A 20,235-nucleotide genomic window follows, 5' to 3' on the forward strand; every position below is an offset into this window, starting at 1 on the left:
CCTGAAAGCCGATCAGGTCTTCAAGGCCATCGGCCAGACGCTGCGGGGAGAGCCGATCGCGCGCGACGGCAAGAAGCTGGTCAAAAGGGCGGGCAAGGTCTGGGCCGGCGGCGACTGTGCCGCAGGCGGCGAGGACCTGACAGTGACCGCTGTCGCCGAAGGGCGCGACGCGGCGGAGGAAATTCACAGCGTTCTCATGGGGGCGGTGGGTTGAAACCCACCCTACGAGGTATCGAACATGGCTGATCTGACATCCAACTTCATCGGCATCAAATCCCCCAACCCGTTCTGGCTGGCCTCGGCGCCGCCGACCGACAAGGCCTATAACGTCGAGCGCGCCTATGAGGCGGGCTGGGGTGGGGTGGTGTGGAAGACCCTCGGGTCCGAGGGGCCGCCGGTCGTCAACGTCAACGGGCCGCGCTATGGGGCGATCTGGGGGGCGGATCGGCGGTTGCTGGGCTTGAACAACATCGAACTGATCACCGACCGGCCGTTGCAAACCAATCTGGAGGAGATCAAGGCGGTCAAGCGCAAGTGGCGCGACCGGGCCTTGGTGATCAGCCTGATGGTGCCCTGCGATGAGGAAAGCTGGAAAGACATCCTGCACCGGATCGAGGATACCGAGGCCGACGGGGTGGAACTCAACTTCGGCTGCCCGCATGGCATGGCAGAGCGCGGGATGGGGTCCGCCGTGGGGCAGGTGCCGGAATATATCGAGATGGTGACGCGCTGGGTCAAGAAGCACTCTCGCATGCCCTGCATCGTGAAATTGACGCCGAATATCAGCGACATCAGGAAACCCGCCGAGGCGGCGCATCGGGGGGGGGCGGATGCGGTGTCGCTGATCAACACGATCAACTCGATCACCTCGGTGAACCTGGACTCGTTCTCTCCGGAGCCGATGATCGACGGCAAGGGCACCCATGGCGGCTATTGCGGCCCGGCGGTGAAGCCGATTGCGCTGAACATGGTGGCGGAAATTGCGCGCAATCCGGTGACGCGGGGGCTGCCGATCAGTGGCATCGGGGGCGTGACGACTTGGCGCGATGCGGCGGAATTTCTGGCCTTGGGGGCTGGCAATGTGCAGGTCTGCACGGCTGCGATGACCTATGGCTTCAAGATCGTGCAGGAAATGATCTCGGGCCTGTCGGACTATCTGGATGACAAGCAGTTGTCGCTGTCCGATCTGGTGGGCAAGGCCACGCCCAATGTCACCGACTGGCAGTTCCTGAACCTGAACTATGTGACCAAGGCCAAGATCAGCCAGGATGACTGCATCAAGTGCGGGCGCTGCTATGCGGCCTGCGAGGATACCAGCCATCAGGCCATCGCGATGAGTGCCGACCGCGCCTTCACCGTCATGGACGATGAATGCGTGGCCTGCAACCTTTGCGTCAATGTCTGCCCGGTGGAGAATTGCATCACCATGGTTGAAGTGCCGAAAGGTGACCTTGATCAGCGCACCGGGCGCATTGTGGGCGATTATGCCAACTGGACGACGCATCCCAACAACCCGTCGGTCGCGGCGAAGTGATGCGCGGCGCGGCGCTGCAGGAGGTGATCGACCGGCTTGAGGTGGCGTTTTCCGGGGCAGAGGTCTCTGCCCCGGCGCGCGAGGCACTGGACAAGGTGTTCGCCCGGCTGAAGACACCGGGCCAGCCCGGCCGGCCGTCTTCGGGCGAGGATCTGGCGGTTGCGGCCCTGTTGGATGAAGCCTTGACCCCGGTGCGCGCCTTGGGCGCTGGTCTGGCCGCGCTGGCCGAGGCGCTGACAGCGCTTGCGCCGCAACTGGTCTGGACCACGCGCAAATCCGTCGGCCCCACCGCAAGTGCCGGCTTTGCGCAGGCCCATGCCAACAGCTATCTCATCGGCCCCGGCGCCTTGGAGGATCGGGCGGATGTCTGGCTTGGCCTTAGCCTGATGGCGCCGCAGACCCGGTATCCTGACCACGACCACGCGCCGGAAGAGGTCTATCTGGTGCTGAGCGAGGGCGCCTTCCTGCAGGGCGCGGCGGATTGGCTGCCGCGTCAGCCCGGCCAGACCGTATACAACACGCCCGGAATCCGTCATGCCATGCGGGCGGCGGATCAGCCATTTCTGGCGCTGTGGTGCCTGCCGGTCTGACGACAGGGCAAGCGCTATTTTCCGAAATGCGCGGTGATGTCGAATTAAACCGTGATCCGCTTGCTTGTGACACGCCCCTTCAGCCGGTCATAGACGTGGCCGCCCGCGTGCTGCAAGGCCTGCTGATCGGCCCCATATCCGGGCCACTGCCGGTCCAGCCAAGCGTCTTGCGCGGGGACGCCGTCGGTCCTTTCGACCGCACCGTGGATCCGGACGGCTTTGGCCAGCGATGTGCCTTCGCCGCCCAGAGAGGTGATCGCGGCTTGTGTCGCCTCAGACAGACCCGCTACAATCAGGACGAAGAAAGACAGATGCCGCATCTTTAAAACCCTTGCGTCAGCTCCAACTTTCCGACGTTACCCCCAGAAAATCCTGAACGGCAAGGCGCACCGCATGCATTACTCCATCCTCGACCTCGCCCCGGTGGCAGAGGGGCAGACCGCGTCGCAGGCCTTGGCCAACACGCTGGATCTGGCCCGCCATGCCGAACGTCTGGGCTATCACCGCTATTGGCTGGCCGAACATCACAACATGCCCGGCATTGCTTCGGCGGCCACCGCGATCGTGATCGGCCATGTGGCGGCGGGCACCAGCCGGATCCGGGTCGGTTCGGGCGGCATCATGTTGCCCAACCACGCGCCTTTGGTGATTGCTGAACAATTCGGCACGCTGGATGCCTTGTTTCCCGGACGCATCGACCTTGGTCTGGGCCGCGCGCCGGGCAGTGACATGGCCACGGCGCGGGCACTGCGGCGGCATCTGGAAGCCTCGGACGATTTTCCGCAGGATGTGCTGGAGCTGATCCACTACCTTGACGCGCCAGAGCCGCGGTCGCCGGTGCATGCCTTCCCCGGCGAAGGCTCGAACGTGCCGGTCTGGATCCTTGGCTCCAGCCTTTATGGCGCGCAACTGGCGGCTTACCTGGGCCTGCCCTATGCCTTTGCCAGCCATTTCGCCCCGGCCATGCTGGAAGAGGCGGTGCAGGTCTATCGCAGCACCTTCCGCCCGTCGATCTGGCGGGAGCGCCCGTATTTCATGCTGGCCGTGGGGTTGAGTGCCGCCGAAACCGACGCCGAGGCGGTCTATCTGCGCTCGTCTCAGGTGCTGTCCTTTGCCCGGTTGCGCACCGGTCAGCCGGGCCGCCTGCCGCCGCCGCAGCACGATCTGTCCGCCATCCCGGCACAGGTCATGGCGGGGGTCGAGCAGGCGCTGGCCTGCGCGGCCGTCGGCTCGCCCGAGACGGTGCGCGCCAAGCTGGCCGCGCTGATCGCGCAGTACCAGCCTGACGAGGTGATCCTGACGGGCATGATGCACAGCCATGCGGCGCGGCTGACCTCGTTCCGCATCGGGGCCGAGGTGATGCAATCGCTGGGGGCAAAGGCCGCCTAGGGCGTGACCAGCAGCAGGCGCAGGCCCGGACCGGCGGCCCGCAACTCGCGCTCGACCAGTTGCGGGCGGGGCAGGTGGGGGGCGAGCACGAGAATACGGCCGGCAAAGCCGATCGCTTCCAGACCCTCGACCATGGCCAAGGCATCCTGCTCGGGCGCGAAAAGTGGCAGGACGATGGTGGTGGGGGCCAAGTCTGTCAAAATCCCTGCCGAAAGTTCTGCAAAGCGGCAATGCACGACGCCGGGCAGCGGGATCGGGCCGTCCGGCGCGATCAGGGGGCCACAGTCCAGCGCCAGAAACCGCTCTTCCGCCGCCTTCGGCAGATCAGCCAGTCTGGGATAAGAGGTGGGGCGTTGCGTGACCATCTGCGCCGAATCAAGGAAGACGTGTACAGGCGTACAATCTTTCGGGACAAGATTCCCACTTTGGTGGTGTCTTGCGTGGATTCGGTTGTGGTCTATGGACGGCGTGCAACAGGTGGACGGAAACGAGGGGATGGATGGATCAGGATATGGTGGTGGAATTTCTGGCCGGTTTGCCGTTGCCTGCGTTGTTGATTGGCGCCGATGAGCGGATCGTGGCGGCCAATGCGGCGGCTGAAACCCTGCTGGGGCCGAAGCTGGCCGGGCGCCACCATGCCTTTGTGTTGCGCCAGCCCGAGGTGCTGGCCGCCATCGCCACCGCCGCCCGCAGCCGCCAGCCAGTCGAGGCGCGTCATGTGATTCCGGGCCCGAGCCACGAGGTGATCCACCGGGTCACCGCCGCCGCCGTTGGCCAGGGCGTGTTGTGCAGCTTTGAAGACCTGTCGGACCGCGAACAGATGGACGCCATGCGCCGCGATTTCGTGGCCAATGTCAGCCATGAACTGCGCACGCCGCTGACCTCGGTTCTGGGGTTCATCGAGACCCTGCGCGGACCGGCCCGCGACGATGCCGCCGCGCGCGAGCGGTTCTTGGCCATCATGCAGACGGAAGCCGAACGCATGGTGCGTCTGGTGCGCGACCTGTTGCACCTGTCCAAGGTCGAGGCGCAGGAGCGTCAGCGCCCGACCGAACGCCATGACGTGGCCCGGCTTGTGGCTTCGGCCGTCCAGTCGCTGAAACCGCTGGCCGAGGCGAACGCGGTTCGCTTGCGGCTGTCCGGTCTGGACCAGCCGGTCGAGGTGTTCGCCGATCCCGACCAGATCACGCAAGTCGCCACCAATCTGGTGGAGAACGCCATCAAATACGGCGGATCCGGCAAAGAGGTGGCGGTGACCTTGTCCCGGGAGGACGGGCCACGCGGCCCCAAGGTGCGCCTGGCCGTGCGCGATCAGGGCGAGGGGATTGATTCCTTCCATCTGCCGCGTCTGGCCGAACGCTTCTACCGGATCGACGGCCACCGCTCACGCGAGAAGGGGGGCACCGGGCTGGGTCTGGCCATCGTCAAGCACATCGCGCACCGCCATCGCGGGCGGCTGGTGATTGAAAGCGTGGTGGGGCAGGGCTCGACCTTCTCGATTCTGCTGCCGGCTTAGAGCGACTGCGCCACCAGTCTTCAACCAAGCATGCGGCTGAGGATTATTCGGGGAAAAATCCCTCCTCACGGTGGGACGCCCGAATTTTCGCAGAACACCGATTTCCTTCATTTTTCGCAGAAGAATGGGACGCGCGGTTCAATCCTGCGGCGACCACCTGTCATCAAACCGTTACACAACTGTCGCAAAAGGTGCGCGCTGGGATCGTAACAGCAGACCATGAAAAGCCGCGACCCCAAGTCGTGCTTACCAGGACAGGAGATAACGATGTCCCTCATGAACATTTCCGCCCGGATTTCGGTCTCGGCGCTGGCGATTCTCGCCGCTTCGGCCATGACCGCTTCGGCCCGTGATCAGCTGCAGATTTCCGGTTCGTCCACCGTGCTGCCCTTCGCCACCATCGTGGCGGAAGCCTTTGGCGAGCAGGGCACCTTCAAGACCCCGGTCGTCGAAGGCGGCGGGTCGGGTGCGGGGCGTGCCGCGCTGTGCAAGGGCGTCGGCGAAGACACCATCGACATCGCGGATTCCTCGTCGCGCATCACGCAGGCCGATCTTGACACCTGCAAGGCCAATGGCGTGACCGACATCATGGAAGTCCGCATCGGCTATGACGGCATCGTCTTCGCCACCGACATCAACGGCCCGGACTTCGCCCTGAAGGCGGCCGACGTCTATTCCGCCATCGGCGGTCAGGTTGCCAAAGATGGCAAGCTGGTGCCGAACGCCGCCAAGACCTGGGCCGATGCCACCGCTGGCCTGCCGGCACAAGACATCCTGGCGCTGATCCCCGGCTCCAAGCACGGCACGCGCGAAGTGTTCAACCAGAAGGTGGTTGAGGCGGGCTGCAAGGCCACGGGCGCGTTTGATCTGTTCAAGGCCGCTTCGACCGGCGCGGATGACAAGGCCAAGACCGCAGACGCGACCAAGGCTTGCGACACCCTGCGCACCGACGGTGCCGTGGTCGAGATCGACGGCGACTACACCGAGACCCTGTCCCGCATGGCCGCTGACAAGCATGCCATGGGCGTGTTCGGCCTGTCGTTCTACGAAAACAACACCGACAAGCTGAAAGTCGCCAGCGTCGAAGGCATCGTCCCCTCGACGGCGACCATCGCCGATGGCACCTACCCGGTGTCGCGTCCGCTGTTCATGTATGTCAAGAAGCAGCACATCGGCGTCGTGCCGGGCCTGCAGGAATACTTGGACTTCTTCCTGTCGGACGACATGGTTGGCCCGAATGGCAAACTGGTCGAGTATGGTCTGGTGTCTGACCCCAAGCTGGCCCAGACCCAGGCTGACGTGAAGGCCGACAAGGTCATGGACCCGCTGAAGTAAGCCACACAGACCTTTGGCGCGCGGGATCCCCCGCGCGCCTTTCCCTTGTCCGGACGACGAACATGAGCCTTGGCCTGTTGTGCCTGATCCTTCTTGCCCTGACGGTGCTGGGCTATTTGCTTGGCCAGCGGCGGGCGATTGCCTCGGCGGGTGGAGATATCCGCAAGCTGCATTCCCTGCCCGCCTTCTATGGCCGCATCACGGCGCTTTATGTGATCGTACCCACTGCCGCCCTGCTGGTCGTCTGGCTTCTGGCAGAGGGTTTTGTCATCCAAGCCAACGCTCTGTCCCATATCAAGCCCGAGGATGTGCCGGCCGACAGCAGCCTGAGCCTGGTGATGGCCGATGTGACCCGGCTTGCCACGGGCCTTGCCACTTTGGCGGGCAAGGGCGCGGATGTGACCGCGCTGGCGCAGGATCCGGTGGCGCTGAAGGGCGCGCTCGGCAATGCCGGTGTGGCCATGGGCCATGACCCCAACCCCGCCATGATCGCCGCGGCGCAGGCCGTCCGGTCTACCGCAACCCTGTCGCGTCTGGCGCTGACCGTGGTGTCGCTGGCGCTGGCCGCCGCCGGTCTGTTCTGGGGCCTGAGCCGGATCAATCCCGAATACCGTGCCCGCAACGCCACCGAGCGCATGGCGATGGGCCTGCTGATCGCAGCCTCGTTGATTGCCGTCCTGACCACGGTGGGCATCGTGATGAGTCTGCTATCAGAGAACGTGCATTTCTTCCAGCTTTACCCGGCCACGAAATTCTTCTTCTCGACCGAATGGAACCCGAAGTTCGGCGGCGGGTCCGACCTTGGCATCTGGCCCTTGGTCTGGGGCACGGTCTATGTCTCGGCCATCGCCTTGGTCGTGGCCGTGCCGATCGGGCTGTTGTCGGCGATCTATCTGGCAGAATATGCCACTTCCCGCGTGCGCAGCGTGGTCAAACCGCTGATCGAGGTTCTGGCCGGCATTCCGACCATCGTGTATGGCTTGTTTGCCCTGATCACCGTGGGCCCGTTGCTGCGCGACTTCATTGCCCAACCGATGGGCTTTGGCAACTCGGCCTCCTCGGTGATGACGGCCGGTCTGGTGATGGGGATCATGGTGATCCCGTTCGTCTCCTCGCTGTCCGATGACATCATCAATGCGGTGCCGCAATCCTTGCGCGACGGCTCGCTGGGCCTCGGCGCCACCCCTTCGGAGACCATTCGTCAGGTCGTGATCCCCGCCGCTTTGCCGGGCATCGTCGGCGCGGTGTTGCTGGCCGCCAGCCGTGCGATTGGCGAGACGATGATCGTCGTCCTTGGGGCAGGCGCTGCGGCCAAACTGTCGCTCAACCCGTTCGACGCCATGACCACGGTCACCGTCAAGATCGTCAGCCAGTTGACCGGTGACACCGAGTTCAATTCACCCGAAACGCTGGTGGCCTTCGCACTTGGCCTGACGCTGTTCACCTTCACCCTGTGCCTGAACATTCTGGCGCTGGTGATCGTCCGCAAATACCGGGAGCAATACGAATGACCGACGCCGGCACCCAAGACCCGGGCGCTTCCGAGGGCCGCATGGTCCATTCGCTGTTCGCCCCCGACAAGCGCACCAATGCCCGCAACGCCGCCGAGAAGCGCTTCCGGGCTTACGGTGTAGTGGCCATCACGCTGGCGCTTGCAGCACTCGTCTGGCTCTTGATCTCGATCTTCTCGGCGGGGTTGCCGGCATTTCGGCAAACCTTCATCGAGATCCCGGTCACGCTGGATGCGGCCGTGCTGGACAAGGCGGGCCGCGCCGATCCCAAGGAAATGGCCTCGGTCACCACGATCGGCTATGGCAAGCTGATCGCCAAGGCGCTGTCGGCCGAGATTGCCGCCAAGGGCATCGACATTGGCACGCTGAAGGACAAGGACGTGTCCGAGATGATCTCGGAAAACGCCGCGGCCGATTTGCGCAACATGGTGCTGGGCAATCCCGCGCTCTTGGGCAGCACAGTGCCGTTCGAGGCCTTGGCGAATGGCCGGATCGACGGCTATTTCAAGGGTCGGGTGACGATGGAAACCGCCGCCCGCGACAAGAACACCTCGCCCGAGAAGCTGGCGCTGGCGGACAAGTTGCGCGGGGCTGGCGTGATCACCATGCACCTGAACCCAGGGTTCCTGTTCATGTCCGACGCCTCTGACAAGCGCCCCGAGGCGGCTGGCTTGGGTGTTGCGATCATCGGGTCGCTTTACATGATGGTGATCGTATTGGTCCTGGCGCTGCCGATCGGGGTTGCCGCCTCGGTCTATCTGGAAGAGTTCGCGCCGAAGAACCGCTGGACTGACCTGATCGAGGTGAACATTGCCAACCTCGCCGCCGTGCCGTCGATCGTGTACGGCATTCTGGGCCTGTCGATCTTCATCAACTTTGCCGGGTTGCCGCAGTCGGCCTCGATCGTCGGCGGGCTGGTGCTGACGCTGATGACCCTGCCGCGCATCATCATCCCGACCCGTGCGGCGCTGAAGGCGGTGCCGCCCAGCATCCGCGACGCGGCTTTGGGTGTGGGCGCCTCCAAGTTGCAGACCGTCACGCATCATGTGCTGCCGCTGGCGATGCCCGGCGTGCTGACCGGCACAATCATCGGTCTGGCGCAGGCCTTGGGCGAAACCGCCCCCCTGCTGCTGATCGGCATGGTGGCCTTCGTCAAGGATTTCCCCGGCGCGCCACCGCAGGGCCTGTTCGACCCCGCCTCGGCCCTGCCGGTGCAGATCTACAACTGGACGCAGCGCGGGGATCCGGGCTTTGTGGAGCGGGCCTCGGGGGCGATCATCGTCCTTCTGGTGTTCCTGATCGTCATGAACACCGCCGCCATCATCCTGCGCCGCAAATACGAACGCCGCTGGTAAGTCAGGAGACACCCCATGAAAGACGTGAGACTGGAGCGCGACGTGCAAACCGAGACCAACAAGATCGAAGCCCGCGGGGTGCAGGTCTATTACGGCACCAACCACGCGTTGAAGGATGTCGACGTCAACATCCTCGACAAGACCGTGACGGCCTTCATCGGGCCGTCGGGCTGCGGCAAGTCCACCTTCCTGCGCTGTCTGAACCGGATGAACGATACCGTGGCCTCGGCCCGGGTCGAGGGCATGATCACGCTGGAGGGCGAGAACATCTATGACCCGCGCGTCGATCCTGTGCAGTTGCGGGCCAAGATCGGCATGGTGTTTCAAAAACCCAACCCCTTCCCGAAGTCGATCTATGACAATGTGGCCTATGGCCCGAAAATCCACGGCCTGACCCGCAACAAGGCGGAACTGGACGAGGTGGTGGAAAGCTGCCTGAAGAAGGCCGCCCTGTGGAACGAGGTGAAAGACCGCCTGAACGCCCCCGGCACCGGACTGTCGGGCGGCCAGCAGCAGCGGCTGTGCATTGCCCGCGCGATTGCAACCTCGCCCGAGGTCTTGCTGATGGATGAACCCTGTTCCGCGCTTGACCCGATTGCCACGGCACAGGTCGAGGAGCTGATCGACGAGCTGCGCAGCCAGTTTTCCGTGGTGATCGTCACCCACTCCATGCAGCAGGCGGCGCGGGTCAGTCAGCGGACGGCCTTCTTCCACCTTGGCCATCTGGTCGAATATGGCGAAACGGGGACGATCTTCACCAACCCCAAGGACCCGCGCACCGAAAGCTACATCACCGGCCGGATCGGCTGAGGAGACACAGATGAACGAACGCCACATCGCCTCGGCTTTTGACCGGGATCTTGAAGGGGTGCAGGCCCTTGTCCTGAAGATGGGCGGGCTGGTCGAGGCCGCCCTGTCCGACGCCGCCGCCGCTTTGGAAACCCGCGACGAATCCCTGGCCGAACAGGTGCGCAGCCGCGACGCGGTGATTGACGCGCTGGAAGAACAGGTCAACAGCGAATGCGTCCGCCTGATCGCGATCCGGGCCCCGGCGGCCTCGGACCTGCGCACCGTGCTGACCGTCATGAAAATCGCCGCCTCGCTGGAGCGGTGCGGCGATTATGCCAAGAACCTTGCCAAACGCTCGATCGTGCTGGCGCAGATGCACACGATCGAGGGGGCTGCCGGCGCCATCCGCCGCATGTCGCGTCAGGTCGGGTTGATGCTGAAGGATGCGCTGGACGCCTTCATCAGCCGCGACGTCGAACTGGCGCAGGCCGTGCGCCAGCAGGACAAGGACATCGACCAGATGTACACCGCGCTGTTCCGCGAATTCCTGACCCACATGATGGAAGATCCGCGCAACATCACCGCCTGCATGCACCTGCATTTCATTGCCAAGAACATCGAACGCGTGGGCGACCATGCCACCACGATCGCCGAGCAGGTCATCTACCTTGCCACCGGAACGTTGCCGACCGACCCGCGTCCGAAGACCGAGTCCGTAATCTCGGGTGACAACTGATGGCACAACCCACCGTCCTGCTGGTTGAGGACGAGCCCGCCCAGCGGGAGGTTCTGGCCTATAACCTGGAAGCCGAGGGCTTTGCCGTGCAGCGCGCCACCAATGGCGAAGAGGCCTTGGTGCTGGTGGCCGAAAGCCCGCCTGACCTGATCCTCTTGGACTGGATGATGCCGCATGTGTCGGGCCTTGAGGTCTGCCGCCGCCTGAAGATGCGACCCGAGACGCGCCAGATCCCCATCATCATGCTGTCGGCCCGGTCCGAAGAGGTCGACAAGGTGCGGGGTCTGGAAACCGGGGCCGATGATTACGTCATCAAACCCTATTCCATCGTCGAACTGATGGCCCGCCTGCGCGCCCACCTGCGCCGCACAAGGCCCGCGACGCTGGGCCTGACGCTGGAATGGGGCGATATAACGCTGGACCCTGAAACCCACCGCGTGCTGCGCGCCGGTCAGACGCTGAAACTGGGGCCGACCGAGTTCCGCCTGCTGGCGACCTTCCTGGAAAAACCCGGCCGTGTCTTCTCGCGCGAGCAATTGCTGGACCGGGTCTGGGGCCGCGACATCTATGTCGACAGCCGCACGGTGGACGTGCATGTCGGACGGCTCCGCAAGGCGCTGTGTGTGTTTGGCGGAGAGGACCCTTTGCGCACCGTGCGCGGCGCAGGCTACGCGCTGGGGTAAGACCCGACCCCGGCGAACGCCGGGGGCAATCTGCCGGACCGATTTAAGAGCCGAGCGCCGTTCAAGTAGGGTGGGGTTAAACCCCACCCTACTGGCGCCTTGCCGGCGCAGGGCGCGTCCCGACGTTTCCCGCGTGAGACACTTTTCGCCGTCGTGACCCGTCCCGGCGCTGGAGGGTTTCACACCCTCCAGACCTCCCGTGGGATATTTGAGCCAAGGTGAATGGGGTAGGGCGGGCAAATTGCCTCTGGTCAGGGCGGCGGAAATGGTAGCCCATCTATCTTCCGCGCAGATAATTTGATCAAACCCCTCTGGCGCTTTTGGCCCGGTCTGCTAGGCTTGGCCTATTGACTGGAGATTCAGAATGAACGCGCCCGCCCCGCAAGCCCTGACCAATGCCAACCTCTGGGAGATGGATCGCCGCCATTCGCTGCATCCCTGGACCAACTTCGGCCCCTTCGAGACGGAAGGCGCTTTGGTGATCACGAAAGGTCAGGGCTGCAACCTCTGGGATGCGGAAGGGCGCAAATATCTGGATGCCGTGGGGGGGCTTTGGTGCACCAACATCGGGCTCGGGCGCAAGGAAATGGCGCAGGCGATTGCCGATCAGGCCGAGCGTCTGGCGTTTTCGAACACCTTTGTCGACATGACCAACGAGCCGACCGCGCGTCTGGCCGCCAAGATTGCCGAACTGGCGCCCGGTGACCTGAACCGCGTGCATTTCACCACCGGGGGCTCCACCGCGGTCGATACGGCAGTGCGGATGGTCAGCTATTACCACCATTCCCGCGGCAACCCGCAAAAGACTGACATTGTTGCGCGGGAGCATTCCTATCACGGCTCGACCTATCTGTCGCAATCGGTCGGCAAGCGCCCCGGCGACCGGGTCGAAGAGTTCCGCTACAAGCATGACGGCATCCACCATCTTTCGGTCCCCAACCCCTACCGCCGCCCGGCCCATCTGACCGAGGCGCAGTTCTGCGACGATCTGATCACCGAATTCGAGGCCCTGATTGCCCGGGTCGGCGCCGACCGCATCGGTGGCTTCATCGCCGAACCGATCCAGGCCAGTGGTGGGATCATCATTCCGCCGAAGGACTACCTCTTGCGCATGTGGCAGGTCTGCCAGCGCCACGACATCCTGTTCATCGCCGATGAGGTTGTCACCGCCTTCGGCCGTCTGGGCCACTGGTTTGCCAGCCTGGCCGAATTCGGTGTGCAGCCCGACATGATCACCTCGGCCAAGGGCCTGACCTCGGGCTACCAACCCTTGGGCGCCGTGATCTTCTCGGATCGGATCTGGGATGCGATGGCAGAAGGCGGCCAGCGTTGGTTCACCAGCGGTCTGACCTATTCCGGTCACCCGGTGGCCTGTGCCGCGGCCTTGAAGAACATCGAGATCATGGAGCGCGAGGACCTGCTGGCCCATGCGTCGAAGGTTGGTCGCTACTTCGAGACGCGGATGGCGGACTTGGCCAGGCTGCCCTTGGTGGGTGACGTGCGCGGCCGCAAGCTGATGCTGTGCGTGGAAAACGTCGCCAACAAGGACACCAAGGAGCTGCTGCCGGATGGCGTGAATGAGTCCAAGCGCATCAGCAATGTCTGCGAAAGCCTTGGCCTGCTGGTCCGCCCCATCGGCCACCTGAACGTCATGTCCCCGCCCCTTGTCATCACCGAAGGCGAGATCGACTTCATCGCCGAAACGCTGGAGGTGGCGATCAAACGGGTGACGGATGATCTGGTGCGGGAAGGGTATCGGCTGGGGTAGGGGGCGGTCACTTCACCCGTTCGTAGACGCACCCGTCGCCGTCATCCGGCTTCATATGGTCAGCATCTAGGATGAGCGATCGGATGTCATTGCCATAGCCATCCGTATGCACCCAGACTTCCTCGGCGCTGGTGACATAGGATACGGCAAGCGTACGCCAGCCCGGATAGACCCCGGCATCCGATTCAAACCCGGACCAGGTGTCGGCGGTGTAGACAATCCTTTGCATCGCGCTGCAGTTCGGATCAACGATCTGCCATTTGCCAATCAGCAGGTTCTCGGTCTCCGCGCTCGCGGCAGTTCCTGTCAAGACGTTCGCGGCGATGATGAAAAGCGTGGCGGCGAATGACGATTTCATACCAGTTTCCCCCAATCGCCAGCGGATAATGTTTGCGGTCTTAGGTCGAGACACCTGATGGTAGGGTCGATTTTTGCGTTCGACAAGACAATTTCGGCTGGGACAATTTGCCAGGGCGTGGTGTCTTGGAAGACTGTCGGCTTTGGGACGTGCGGCATGAGAAGAGTGGTTCTTGACCGCAACAGGCCAATTCGAAACGCTTGAAGCAGGGCGCAAGGGGCGTGTCGCACAATGCTTCAAATCTGGCGAAGCATTGGGTCGATGCCTGCCGATTCGTCTGCGCGTGCGGCCACCGCTGCCGTCCGCTTCCCAACATGGCGGTGTTGGCGACAAAGAGGGTCGCCTGCTAGCCAATCTGCACTCCTGCTCGTGCTTGAAACCATGGCCGGCCTATCCCCCGGTTGACCATCCCTCCATCCCCCTCTACCGTTCCTTCACCGGATCAGCGTGGTCTCCGGCCCCAAGGATAGCGCGTCAAAACCCCGAGTTTCCTCATGTCCCTTGAAGACGCCAAAAGCCAGGTGGATACCGCCTTCACCCGCACCAGCCAACGCGGCTATGCGTTCGAGAACGCGTTCGGCGGGGCGACCTCGTTCCTGCGCCGGACCTACACCAAGGATCTGGCCGGGGTGGACCTTGCCATCACCGGCGTGCCTTTCGATCAGGCCGTGACGCACCGCGCCGGCACCCGGTTCGGGCCAAGGGCGATCCGCGAGGCCTCCAGCCTCATGCCCTATGATCCGCCGGCCGGCTGGCCAACCAACCCCTTGGAAGAGCTGAACATCATCGACTACGGCGATCTGGCCTTCGACTATGCCAAGACGCAGGACTTCCCCGAGACGCTGACCCACCACATCCGCACCATCCTTGGCGCCGGGGCGGGGTCTGTCGTGCTGGGCGGCGATCATTTCATCACCTTCCCGATCCTGCGCGCCTATGCCGAGAAGTTCGGCCCCCTCAGCCTCATCCATTTCGACGCTCATTCCGACCTTTGGCCCGATGACGATTATTCGCGGATCGACCATGGCACGATGTTCTACAAGGCGGTGAAGTCGGGGCTGGTCGACCCCAAACGCTCAGTCCAGATCGGCATCCGCACGACGACCGTGGATTATCTGGGCGTCAACGTCATCACGGCGCGCGAAGTGCATGAGAAGGGCACGGATTGGGTGGTGGCCAAGGCCAAGGACATCGTCGGCGACCACAGCACCTATGTGACCTTCGACATTGATGCGCTGGACCCGGCCTTTGCGCCGGGCACCGGCACGCCGGTCTGGGGCGGCCTCGCCTCATGGCAAGCCGCCGCCATGCTGCGCGATCTGGCCGGCATCAACATGGTCGGCGGCGATGTGGTCGAGGTGTCGCCGCCCTATGACACGACCGGGGCCACGGCGATTGCAGGTGCCCATGTCGCCTATGAACTGGTATGCCTCTACCATTGGGCCCGCACACAAAGGTGACAAGGTGATCCGCATGATACTGAAAATACTGGCGGCGCTGATCGTCATCGCCGTGGTGGCGCTGTCGGCCTATGTCCGGCTGGCCCCCACCGATGTCGCCGCCTGGCATGTCCCCGTGGCGACGACAGACCCCGCAACTGCCGGCCCCTGCACGGACAAGATCACCATCGTCCCGAAAGGCGCCCGCGCCACCTGCCTGCTGCCCGGCACCCCGGTCGAGGTCCTGAACAAGCTGGAGGCGACGGCCCTGACCTCGGCCCGCACCATCCGCCTTGCCGGCACCCCCGAAGAGGGCCGGATCACCTGGGAGGCCCGCTCGTTCCTGATGGGCTATCCCGATTACGTCACCGCCGAGGCTGTGGCAGCCCCCGACGGCACCCGCCTCGACATCTTCTCGCGCCAGCGCTTCGGCCAGGGCGATATGGGTGTCAACGCCGCCCGTCTGAAAGACTGGCTCAGCCAGCTCTAGGGTCCGGCATCTGGCCACGCGGGTCTTGGGCGGCCAGCGCAGGACGTCGTCCCGCGCCCCCCTTCATTTGTTCCCAAATATCCCACGGGGGTGCGGGGGTGTGAAACCCCCGCTTCTTTGGTCAGACTCAGACACACCGCTTCGACGATAACCCCCGTCTCTGCCCTTGACCGCCTGCGCATTCCGCGCCACACCGCGCCCATGGTTCCCTTGGAAAAACTTGCCCAGATCACGCAACGCTTCGACTATGTCGAGGCGCGGCTGAATGCCGGTGGCTCCCCCTCCGAAATTGCCGACCTCAGCCGCGAATATTCCGAACTGGGGCCGGTGATCGCCGAGATCAACGCCTATCGCCGCGCCCTTGATGATCTGGCCGAGGCCGAGATCCTGTTGGCCGATCCCGAGTTGAAATCGCTGGCCGAAGAAGAAATGCCGCGCCTGAAGGCCCGCATTCCGGAAATGGAACAGGCCTTGCGGCTGGCGCTTCTGCCGAAAGACGCCGCCGATGCCCGCCCCGCCATCCTTGAAATCCGCCCCGGCACTGGCGGCGAAGAGGCCAGCCTTTTCGCGGCTGACCTTCTGCGCATGTACCAGCGTTATTGCGAACGCATGGGCTGGACCTTTGAAATCCTGGAAGAGCAGTTCACCGACCTCGGTGGCATCAAGGAACTGACCGCCCATATCCAGGGCGAGGGCGTCTTTGCCCGCATGAAATTCGAATCCGGCGTCCACCGCGTCCAGCGCGTGCCCACGACCGAAGCCGGCGGCCGCATCCACACCTCGGCGGCCACCGTGGCCGTGCTGCCCGAGGCGCAAGAGGTCGACATTGACATCCCCGCCTCCGACATCCGCATCGACACGATGCGCGCGTCCGGGGCAGGCGGCCAGCACGTCAACACCACCGACTCTGCGGTGCGCATCACCCACTTGCCGACCGGCATCATCGTGACCTCGGCGCAGAAATCCCAGCACCGCAACAAGGACATGGCCATGGCCGTCCTGCGCGCCCGTCTTTACGAGATCGAGCGTGACCGCATCAACAGTGAACGATCCGCCGACCGTAAAGCTCAGGTCGGTTCCGGTGACAGATCAGAGCGCATCCGCACCTATAATTTCCCGCAGGGCCGCATGACCGACCACCGCATCAACCTGACGCTCTATTCCCTCGGCCAGATCATGGACGGCAACCTGACCGAGGTCATTGATGCCCTGATCGCCCATGACCAAGCCGCAAAACTGGCTGAAGTGGAATGACCGCCGCCCTGACGCTGCGCGAGGGCATCACCACCCTGCGCGAAGCCGGCATCGAGGATGCCCCGCGTGACGCCCGCCTCTTGATGGCCAAGGCGATGGGCGTGCCCGCTGACCGCCTGACCCTGCATCTGCAGGATCAGCTCTCGCCGCAGGTTGCCAAATCCTTCTCCGATCTGGTCAGCTTGCGCGCCACGCGTCAGCCGATGGCGCAGATCCTGGGAGAGCGCCTGTTCTGGGGTCGCAGCTTTGAGGTGACCCGAGACACGCTTGACCCCCGCCCAGAAACCGAGGTTCTGGTGCAAGACGCCATCCGGCAGCCGTTCCGGCGCGTGCTGGACCTTGGCACCGGCTCGGGCTGCATCCTGATTTCCTGTCTTCTGGCGATGCCCGATGCCACCGGTCTTGGCATCGACCTGTCCGAAGCCGCGCTGCGGGTTGCCGCCCGCAATGCCGCCCGCCACGCCCTGACCCGCGCCGATTTCAAAACCTCTGACTGGTTTCGCACCGTCTCGGGCAGCTTTGACCTGATCGTCGCCAATCCGCCCTATATCGCCGAGGCCGAAATGCCCGGCCTTGCCCCCGAGGTTCGCGATTGGGAACCAAGGAAGGCCCTGACCCCCGGTGGTGACGGTCTGGCCGCCTACCGCGCCATTGCCGTCGGCGCGCCGGCGCATCTGACGCCAGGGGGGCGCCTGTTGCTGGAAATCGGACCGACCCAGGGACCTGCGGTGTCGGCCCTGCTGCGCAAGCAGGGTCTGGTCGTTACGGGCATCCTGCCCGACCTTGATGGCCGCGATCGCGTGGTCTGCGCCGAAAAACCCGCACAAGACCGTGACCCTGCCGCCACCTGAGCGCCTATTGCGCGGATTGGCGCAAAAATCTTCTTGCCGCAAGCCCCGGCCTGTGATTAGTCGAACCCACGCAAGCTGGCGCGGAAGGCCATTCTGGCCACCACGAAGCCTGCGGATGCCCGCCCTTTCGCTGATTTTTCCTCTGGTCGTTGCGACCAAGGTGATGGGGCGCAGGACAACCGGATCAAAGGACAACATGCGCTCTTCCAAGTCCCGTTCGCGTTCCAAGACGAACCGCCCGCGCACGCTCGGCAACATCATCAACCGCGTGTTCGACAGTTCCGGACCCGAAGGCAAGGTGCGCGGCACGCCGGCACAGTTGATCGAGAAATATCAGTTCCTTGCCCGTGACGCCCAACTGTCGAATGACCGCGTCGCCGCCGAGAACTTTCTGCAGCACGCCGAACATTACACGCGCCTTCTGGCCGAAGCCAATCGCGAGATGGCGGCCGAACAGGAAACCCGCCAGCAAGGCTATGGCCAGAACGGACAGGGCGGCCAGAACGGTCAGGGCGGCCAGAACACCCCCAACGGCCAAACGCCGCAGCGCGATCGCCCGCAGGGCAACGACCGCCGCGATGACCGGGGCGACTACCGCGCCGAATACCGCGATGAACGGACCTACGATCAGCCCGAAGTCTCGGGCCACGAGGTGATCGACATGAACGGCGAGGATGATGCCGGTCTGGTCGAAACCCCCGAAGCCGGTGCCCGCGATCAACGCGGCGAACGCCAGAACGATCCGCGCAACGACCAACGCCCGGTGCGCTATGACGACAGCCAGAACCGCCCGCGCTACAACGACAATCGCGGTGAAAACCGGGGTGACAATCGTGGCGCACAGCAACAGCGCCCGCAAGATGGTCAACGGAACGACAGCCAACGCAATGAGGGCCAACGGAACGACAGCCAACGGAACGATGGCCAGCGCAATGAGGGCCAGCGGTACGAAGGCAATCGCAACGAAGGTCAGCGCAACGACGGCAATCGTGGCAACGAACAGCGTCGCACCTATCCACCCCGTGTCGATCAGCACCGCAACGAGCAGCGCGGCAATGATCAGCGCAGCAATGATCAGCAGCCGCGCGAACAGCAACCCCGGGATCAGCAGCCTCGCGAACAACAGCCCCGCGACCAACAACCGCGGCACGAACAGCAGCCCCGGTCAGAGCGCAGCTATCATCCCCAGCAAGACCGCCCGCAGGACCGCCCGCAAGAGCGCGCCGCTGAACCCGCCCGCGCTGACACCACCCGTGCTGACACCGCCCGCGCCGACACCACCCGTGCCGAACCCGTGCGTGGCGATGCGCCGCGCCCCGAGGTCAAGCCGGATCGCCGCCCCGAGCAACGCCCCGAAAGCCAGATGACCGAAGTCAGGGTGGCCGAGGCCGCTCCAATGACCACCGCGCCTGTTGCGGCAAATCCCATCGCGCCAAAACCGGCAGCGCCGAAAGCCGCCGCCAAGGCGGTCAAACCGGCCACCAAGGCCGCCGAAGGGCCCGCTGAAACCGCTGTCGCGGCAGAGGCGGCGCCGAAGAAGCCCCGGGCCAAGGTGGTCAAAAAACCGGTCGACGCCGGTCCGACCGAACCTGCCGTCGACTGATACGAAAGGGGCGCCTCTGGCGCCCCTTTTCGCAAGGTTCGGCCGTTAGACGAAGGCTCTGGCCAAGGCGCAGAAGCGTTCCAGCGAGATTTCCTCGGCCCGCGCCGTGGGCGGAATCCCCACGCTGTCCAGCACAGCCTCCATATCCGGGCGCAGCGATTTCAGGCTCGACCGCAGCATCTTGCGGCGCTGACCAAAGGCAGCCGCCACGATGCGGTTCAGCACCTTCTCCTCCGCCGGATAGCGCGGGGCCTCCAGCCGGGTCAGGTGGACCACAGCGGAATGCACCTTGGGGGCGGGCGTAAAGGCTTCGGGCGGCAGGTGCATCACGATCTTGGCGTCCGACCGCCACTGGCAAAGCAACGCGAGGCGGCCGTAGTGCTCGTCGCCGGGCTTGGCGGTGATGCGCAAAGCCACCTCGCGCTGGAACATCAGCGTCATCGACGACCAGAACGGCGGCCAGATCTTGGGCGTCAGCCAGCGGATCAGCAGTTCGGTGCCGACATTGTAGGGCAGGTTCGCCGCGATCCGGACCGGAGGCGTCATCAGCGCGGCCATGTCGATCTCCATCGCATCGCCCTCAATCACCTCCAGCCGGCCCGGATAGGCGGCGGCAATCTCCTTCAAGGCGGCGATGCAGCGCGGGTCCTTCTCGATGGCCACCACACGCCGCGCGCCCTCCACCAGCAGCCCGCGCGTCAGCCCGCCGGGACCGGGCCCGACCTCCAGCACGTCAGAGCCGGCAATATCCCCCGCCAGCCTTGCAATCTTGGCGGTCAGGTTCAAATCCAGCAGAAAGTTCTGCCCCAGTTGCCGCTTGGCGACCAGATCATGGGCATTGATCACCTCACGCAGAGGGGGAAGTCCGTCAATCGTGGCCAAGATAACCTCCGGCGCCGCTTTGCCCCCTGATTGCGCGGAACCGGCCGACAGACAAGCCCCATCGCCCTGTCACCTTGGTGCAAATATCCTCGGGTGGGTTTCGGGAGGGTGGAAAACCCTCCCGAAGCTGGGGGTGCGGGGGATGGCAATCC

The 20,235-nt window shown here is 64.3% G+C and carries 19 protein-coding genes and 2 pseudogenes; 17 read left to right on the forward strand and 4 right to left on the reverse strand.

What is annotated here, in order from left to right:
* The 3 genes and pseudogenes from AC1Y2B_RS21165 to AC1Y2B_RS21175 all read left to right on the forward strand — a co-directional run.
* Window positions 1-214 (forward strand): annotated as a pseudogene (locus AC1Y2B_RS21165) (dihydropyrimidine dehydrogenase); the annotation flags it as partial.
* Between the two features lie 24 nt (window positions 215-238).
* Window positions 239-1,534, forward strand: coding sequence for an NAD-dependent dihydropyrimidine dehydrogenase subunit PreA (gene preA / locus AC1Y2B_RS21170; protein ID WP_482255117.1), 1,296 nt, complete (start codon window positions 239-241; stop codon window positions 1,532-1,534).
* Window positions 1,534-2,124: a dimethylsulfonioproprionate lyase family protein gene (locus AC1Y2B_RS21175; protein ID WP_482255118.1), complete on the forward strand. Its 591-nt coding sequence runs from the start codon at window positions 1,534-1,536 to the stop codon at window positions 2,122-2,124. The genes preA and AC1Y2B_RS21175 overlap by 1 nt, the downstream gene beginning before the upstream one ends.
* 44 nt (window positions 2,125-2,168) lie before the next feature.
* Here the strand turns inward: AC1Y2B_RS21175 and AC1Y2B_RS21180 are convergent, their stop codons facing one another.
* Window positions 2,169-2,444 carry a hypothetical protein gene (locus tag AC1Y2B_RS21180; protein WP_482255119.1) on the reverse strand — a complete coding sequence of 92 codons (276 nt, stop codon included), beginning with the start codon at window positions 2,442-2,444 and terminating at the stop codon, window positions 2,169-2,171.
* Between the two features lie 73 nt (window positions 2,445-2,517).
* Between AC1Y2B_RS21180 and AC1Y2B_RS21185 the strand changes: the two genes are divergently transcribed.
* The gene (locus tag AC1Y2B_RS21185; RefSeq protein WP_482255120.1) at window positions 2,518-3,513 is read left to right on the forward strand and encodes an LLM class flavin-dependent oxidoreductase; all 996 of its coding nucleotides are present in this window, start codon (window positions 2,518-2,520) and stop codon (window positions 3,511-3,513) included.
* Here the strand turns inward: AC1Y2B_RS21185 and AC1Y2B_RS21190 are convergent.
* Window positions 3,510-3,878 (reverse strand): hypothetical protein, encoded by a 369-nt coding sequence (locus AC1Y2B_RS21190; RefSeq protein WP_482255121.1) that lies wholly within the window; start codon window positions 3,876-3,878, stop codon window positions 3,510-3,512. The two genes, AC1Y2B_RS21185 and AC1Y2B_RS21190, sit on opposite strands and share 4 nt — an antisense overlap.
* A 134-nt stretch (window positions 3,879-4,012) precedes the next feature.
* On the opposite strand from AC1Y2B_RS21190, the gene AC1Y2B_RS21195 reads away from it, so the two are divergent.
* From AC1Y2B_RS21195 to AC1Y2B_RS21230, 8 genes are all read left to right on the forward strand, one after another.
* Window positions 4,013-5,029 (forward strand): ATP-binding protein, encoded by a 1,017-nt coding sequence (locus AC1Y2B_RS21195; protein WP_482255122.1) that lies wholly within the window; start codon window positions 4,013-4,015, stop codon window positions 5,027-5,029.
* Window positions 5,030-5,296: 267 nt separating this feature from the next.
* A complete protein-coding gene (locus AC1Y2B_RS21200; protein ID WP_482255123.1) occupies window positions 5,297-6,364 on the forward strand; it encodes a substrate-binding domain-containing protein in 1,068 nt (355 codons plus the stop codon).
* Window positions 6,365-6,426: 62 nt separating this feature from the next.
* Window positions 6,427-7,875 carry a phosphate ABC transporter permease subunit PstC gene (gene pstC, locus AC1Y2B_RS21205; RefSeq protein WP_482255124.1) on the forward strand — a complete coding sequence of 483 codons (1,449 nt, stop codon included), beginning with the start codon at window positions 6,427-6,429 and terminating at the stop codon, window positions 7,873-7,875.
* On the forward strand, window positions 7,872-9,230 hold the full coding sequence (gene pstA, locus AC1Y2B_RS21210) for a phosphate ABC transporter permease PstA (RefSeq protein ID WP_482255125.1): 1,359 nt from the start codon (window positions 7,872-7,874) through the stop codon (window positions 9,228-9,230). The genes pstC and pstA overlap by 4 nt, the downstream gene beginning before the upstream one ends.
* 15 nt (window positions 9,231-9,245) lie before the next feature.
* Window positions 9,246-10,040 (forward strand): phosphate ABC transporter ATP-binding protein PstB, encoded by a 795-nt coding sequence (gene pstB / locus AC1Y2B_RS21215; RefSeq protein WP_482255126.1) that lies wholly within the window; start codon window positions 9,246-9,248, stop codon window positions 10,038-10,040.
* Between the two features lie 10 nt (window positions 10,041-10,050).
* Window positions 10,051-10,755, forward strand: a complete 705-nt coding sequence (phoU, locus tag AC1Y2B_RS21220; RefSeq protein WP_482255127.1) for a phosphate signaling complex protein PhoU — start codon at window positions 10,051-10,053, stop codon at window positions 10,753-10,755.
* Window positions 10,755-11,438, forward strand: coding sequence for a phosphate regulon transcriptional regulator PhoB (gene phoB, locus AC1Y2B_RS21225; protein ID WP_482255128.1), 684 nt, complete (start codon window positions 10,755-10,757; stop codon window positions 11,436-11,438). Before phoU ends, phoB begins: the two co-directional genes overlap by 1 nt.
* Window positions 11,439-11,802: 364 nt before the next feature.
* Window positions 11,803-13,206 (forward strand): aminotransferase, encoded by a 1,404-nt coding sequence (locus AC1Y2B_RS21230; RefSeq protein ID WP_482255129.1) that lies wholly within the window; start codon window positions 11,803-11,805, stop codon window positions 13,204-13,206.
* 7 nt (window positions 13,207-13,213) lie between these two features.
* Here the strand turns inward: AC1Y2B_RS21230 and AC1Y2B_RS21235 are convergent, their stop codons facing one another.
* Window positions 13,214-13,564 carry a hypothetical protein gene (locus AC1Y2B_RS21235; protein ID WP_482255130.1) on the reverse strand — a complete coding sequence of 117 codons (351 nt, stop codon included), beginning with the start codon at window positions 13,562-13,564 and terminating at the stop codon, window positions 13,214-13,216.
* 494 nt (window positions 13,565-14,058) lie between these two features.
* Between AC1Y2B_RS21235 and speB the strand changes: the two genes are divergently transcribed.
* The 5 genes and pseudogenes from speB to AC1Y2B_RS21260 all read left to right on the forward strand — a co-directional run.
* On the forward strand, window positions 14,059-15,024 hold the full coding sequence (gene speB, locus AC1Y2B_RS21240) for an agmatinase (protein WP_482255131.1): 966 nt from the start codon (window positions 14,059-14,061) through the stop codon (window positions 15,022-15,024).
* A 13-nt stretch (window positions 15,025-15,037) separates the two neighbouring features.
* Window positions 15,038-15,493, forward strand: a complete 456-nt coding sequence (locus AC1Y2B_RS21245; RefSeq protein WP_482255132.1) for a DUF1499 domain-containing protein — start codon at window positions 15,038-15,040, stop codon at window positions 15,491-15,493.
* Window positions 15,494-15,694: 201 nt separating this feature from the next.
* Window positions 15,695-16,747: a peptide chain release factor 1 gene (gene prfA / locus AC1Y2B_RS21250; protein ID WP_482255133.1), complete on the forward strand. Its 1,053-nt coding sequence runs from the start codon at window positions 15,695-15,697 to the stop codon at window positions 16,745-16,747.
* Complete coding sequence (prmC, locus tag AC1Y2B_RS21255; protein WP_482255134.1) at window positions 16,744-17,598, forward strand: peptide chain release factor N(5)-glutamine methyltransferase; 855 nt, start codon at window positions 16,744-16,746, stop codon at window positions 17,596-17,598. The genes prfA and prmC overlap by 4 nt, the downstream gene beginning before the upstream one ends.
* Before the next feature lie 196 nt (window positions 17,599-17,794).
* A pseudogene (locus tag AC1Y2B_RS21260) lies at window positions 17,795-18,355 on the forward strand (DUF4167 domain-containing protein); the annotation flags it as partial.
* A gap of 891 nt (window positions 18,356-19,246) precedes the next feature.
* On the opposite strand, the gene rsmA reads toward AC1Y2B_RS21260, so the two are convergent.
* Complete coding sequence (rsmA, locus tag AC1Y2B_RS21265; protein ID WP_482255135.1) at window positions 19,247-20,083, reverse strand: 16S rRNA (adenine(1518)-N(6)/adenine(1519)-N(6))-dimethyltransferase RsmA; 837 nt, start codon at window positions 20,081-20,083, stop codon at window positions 19,247-19,249.
* Window positions 20,084-20,235: the final 152 nt, after the last annotated feature.

Source organism: Stagnihabitans sp. (assembly GCF_964946895.1).

Coding starts and splice junctions, on each gene's coding strand:
- preA (WP_482255117.1), top strand. CDS start 239: ATGGCTGATCTGACATCCAACTTCATCGGCATCAAATCCCCCAACCCG.
- AC1Y2B_RS21175 (WP_482255118.1), top strand. CDS start 1,534: ATGCGCGGCGCGGCGCTGCAGGAGGTGATCGACCGGCTTGAGGTGGCG.
- AC1Y2B_RS21180 (WP_482255119.1), bottom strand. CDS start 2,444: ATGCGGCATCTGTCTTTCTTCGTCCTGATTGTAGCGGGTCTGTCTGAG.
- AC1Y2B_RS21185 (WP_482255120.1), top strand. CDS start 2,518: ATGCATTACTCCATCCTCGACCTCGCCCCGGTGGCAGAGGGGCAGACC.
- AC1Y2B_RS21190 (WP_482255121.1), bottom strand. CDS start 3,878: ATGGTCACGCAACGCCCCACCTCTTATCCCAGACTGGCTGATCTGCCG.
- AC1Y2B_RS21195 (WP_482255122.1), top strand. CDS start 4,013: ATGGATCAGGATATGGTGGTGGAATTTCTGGCCGGTTTGCCGTTGCCT.
- AC1Y2B_RS21200 (WP_482255123.1), top strand. CDS start 5,297: ATGTCCCTCATGAACATTTCCGCCCGGATTTCGGTCTCGGCGCTGGCG.
- pstC (WP_482255124.1), top strand. CDS start 6,427: ATGAGCCTTGGCCTGTTGTGCCTGATCCTTCTTGCCCTGACGGTGCTG.
- pstA (WP_482255125.1), top strand. CDS start 7,872: ATGACCGACGCCGGCACCCAAGACCCGGGCGCTTCCGAGGGCCGCATG.
- pstB (WP_482255126.1), top strand. CDS start 9,246: ATGAAAGACGTGAGACTGGAGCGCGACGTGCAAACCGAGACCAACAAG.
- phoU (WP_482255127.1), top strand. CDS start 10,051: ATGAACGAACGCCACATCGCCTCGGCTTTTGACCGGGATCTTGAAGGG.
- phoB (WP_482255128.1), top strand. CDS start 10,755: ATGGCACAACCCACCGTCCTGCTGGTTGAGGACGAGCCCGCCCAGCGG.
- AC1Y2B_RS21230 (WP_482255129.1), top strand. CDS start 11,803: ATGAACGCGCCCGCCCCGCAAGCCCTGACCAATGCCAACCTCTGGGAG.
- AC1Y2B_RS21235 (WP_482255130.1), bottom strand. CDS start 13,564: ATGAAATCGTCATTCGCCGCCACGCTTTTCATCATCGCCGCGAACGTC.
- speB (WP_482255131.1), top strand. CDS start 14,059: ATGTCCCTTGAAGACGCCAAAAGCCAGGTGGATACCGCCTTCACCCGC.
- AC1Y2B_RS21245 (WP_482255132.1), top strand. CDS start 15,038: ATGATACTGAAAATACTGGCGGCGCTGATCGTCATCGCCGTGGTGGCG.
- prfA (WP_482255133.1), top strand. CDS start 15,695: ATGGTTCCCTTGGAAAAACTTGCCCAGATCACGCAACGCTTCGACTAT.
- prmC (WP_482255134.1), top strand. CDS start 16,744: ATGACCGCCGCCCTGACGCTGCGCGAGGGCATCACCACCCTGCGCGAA.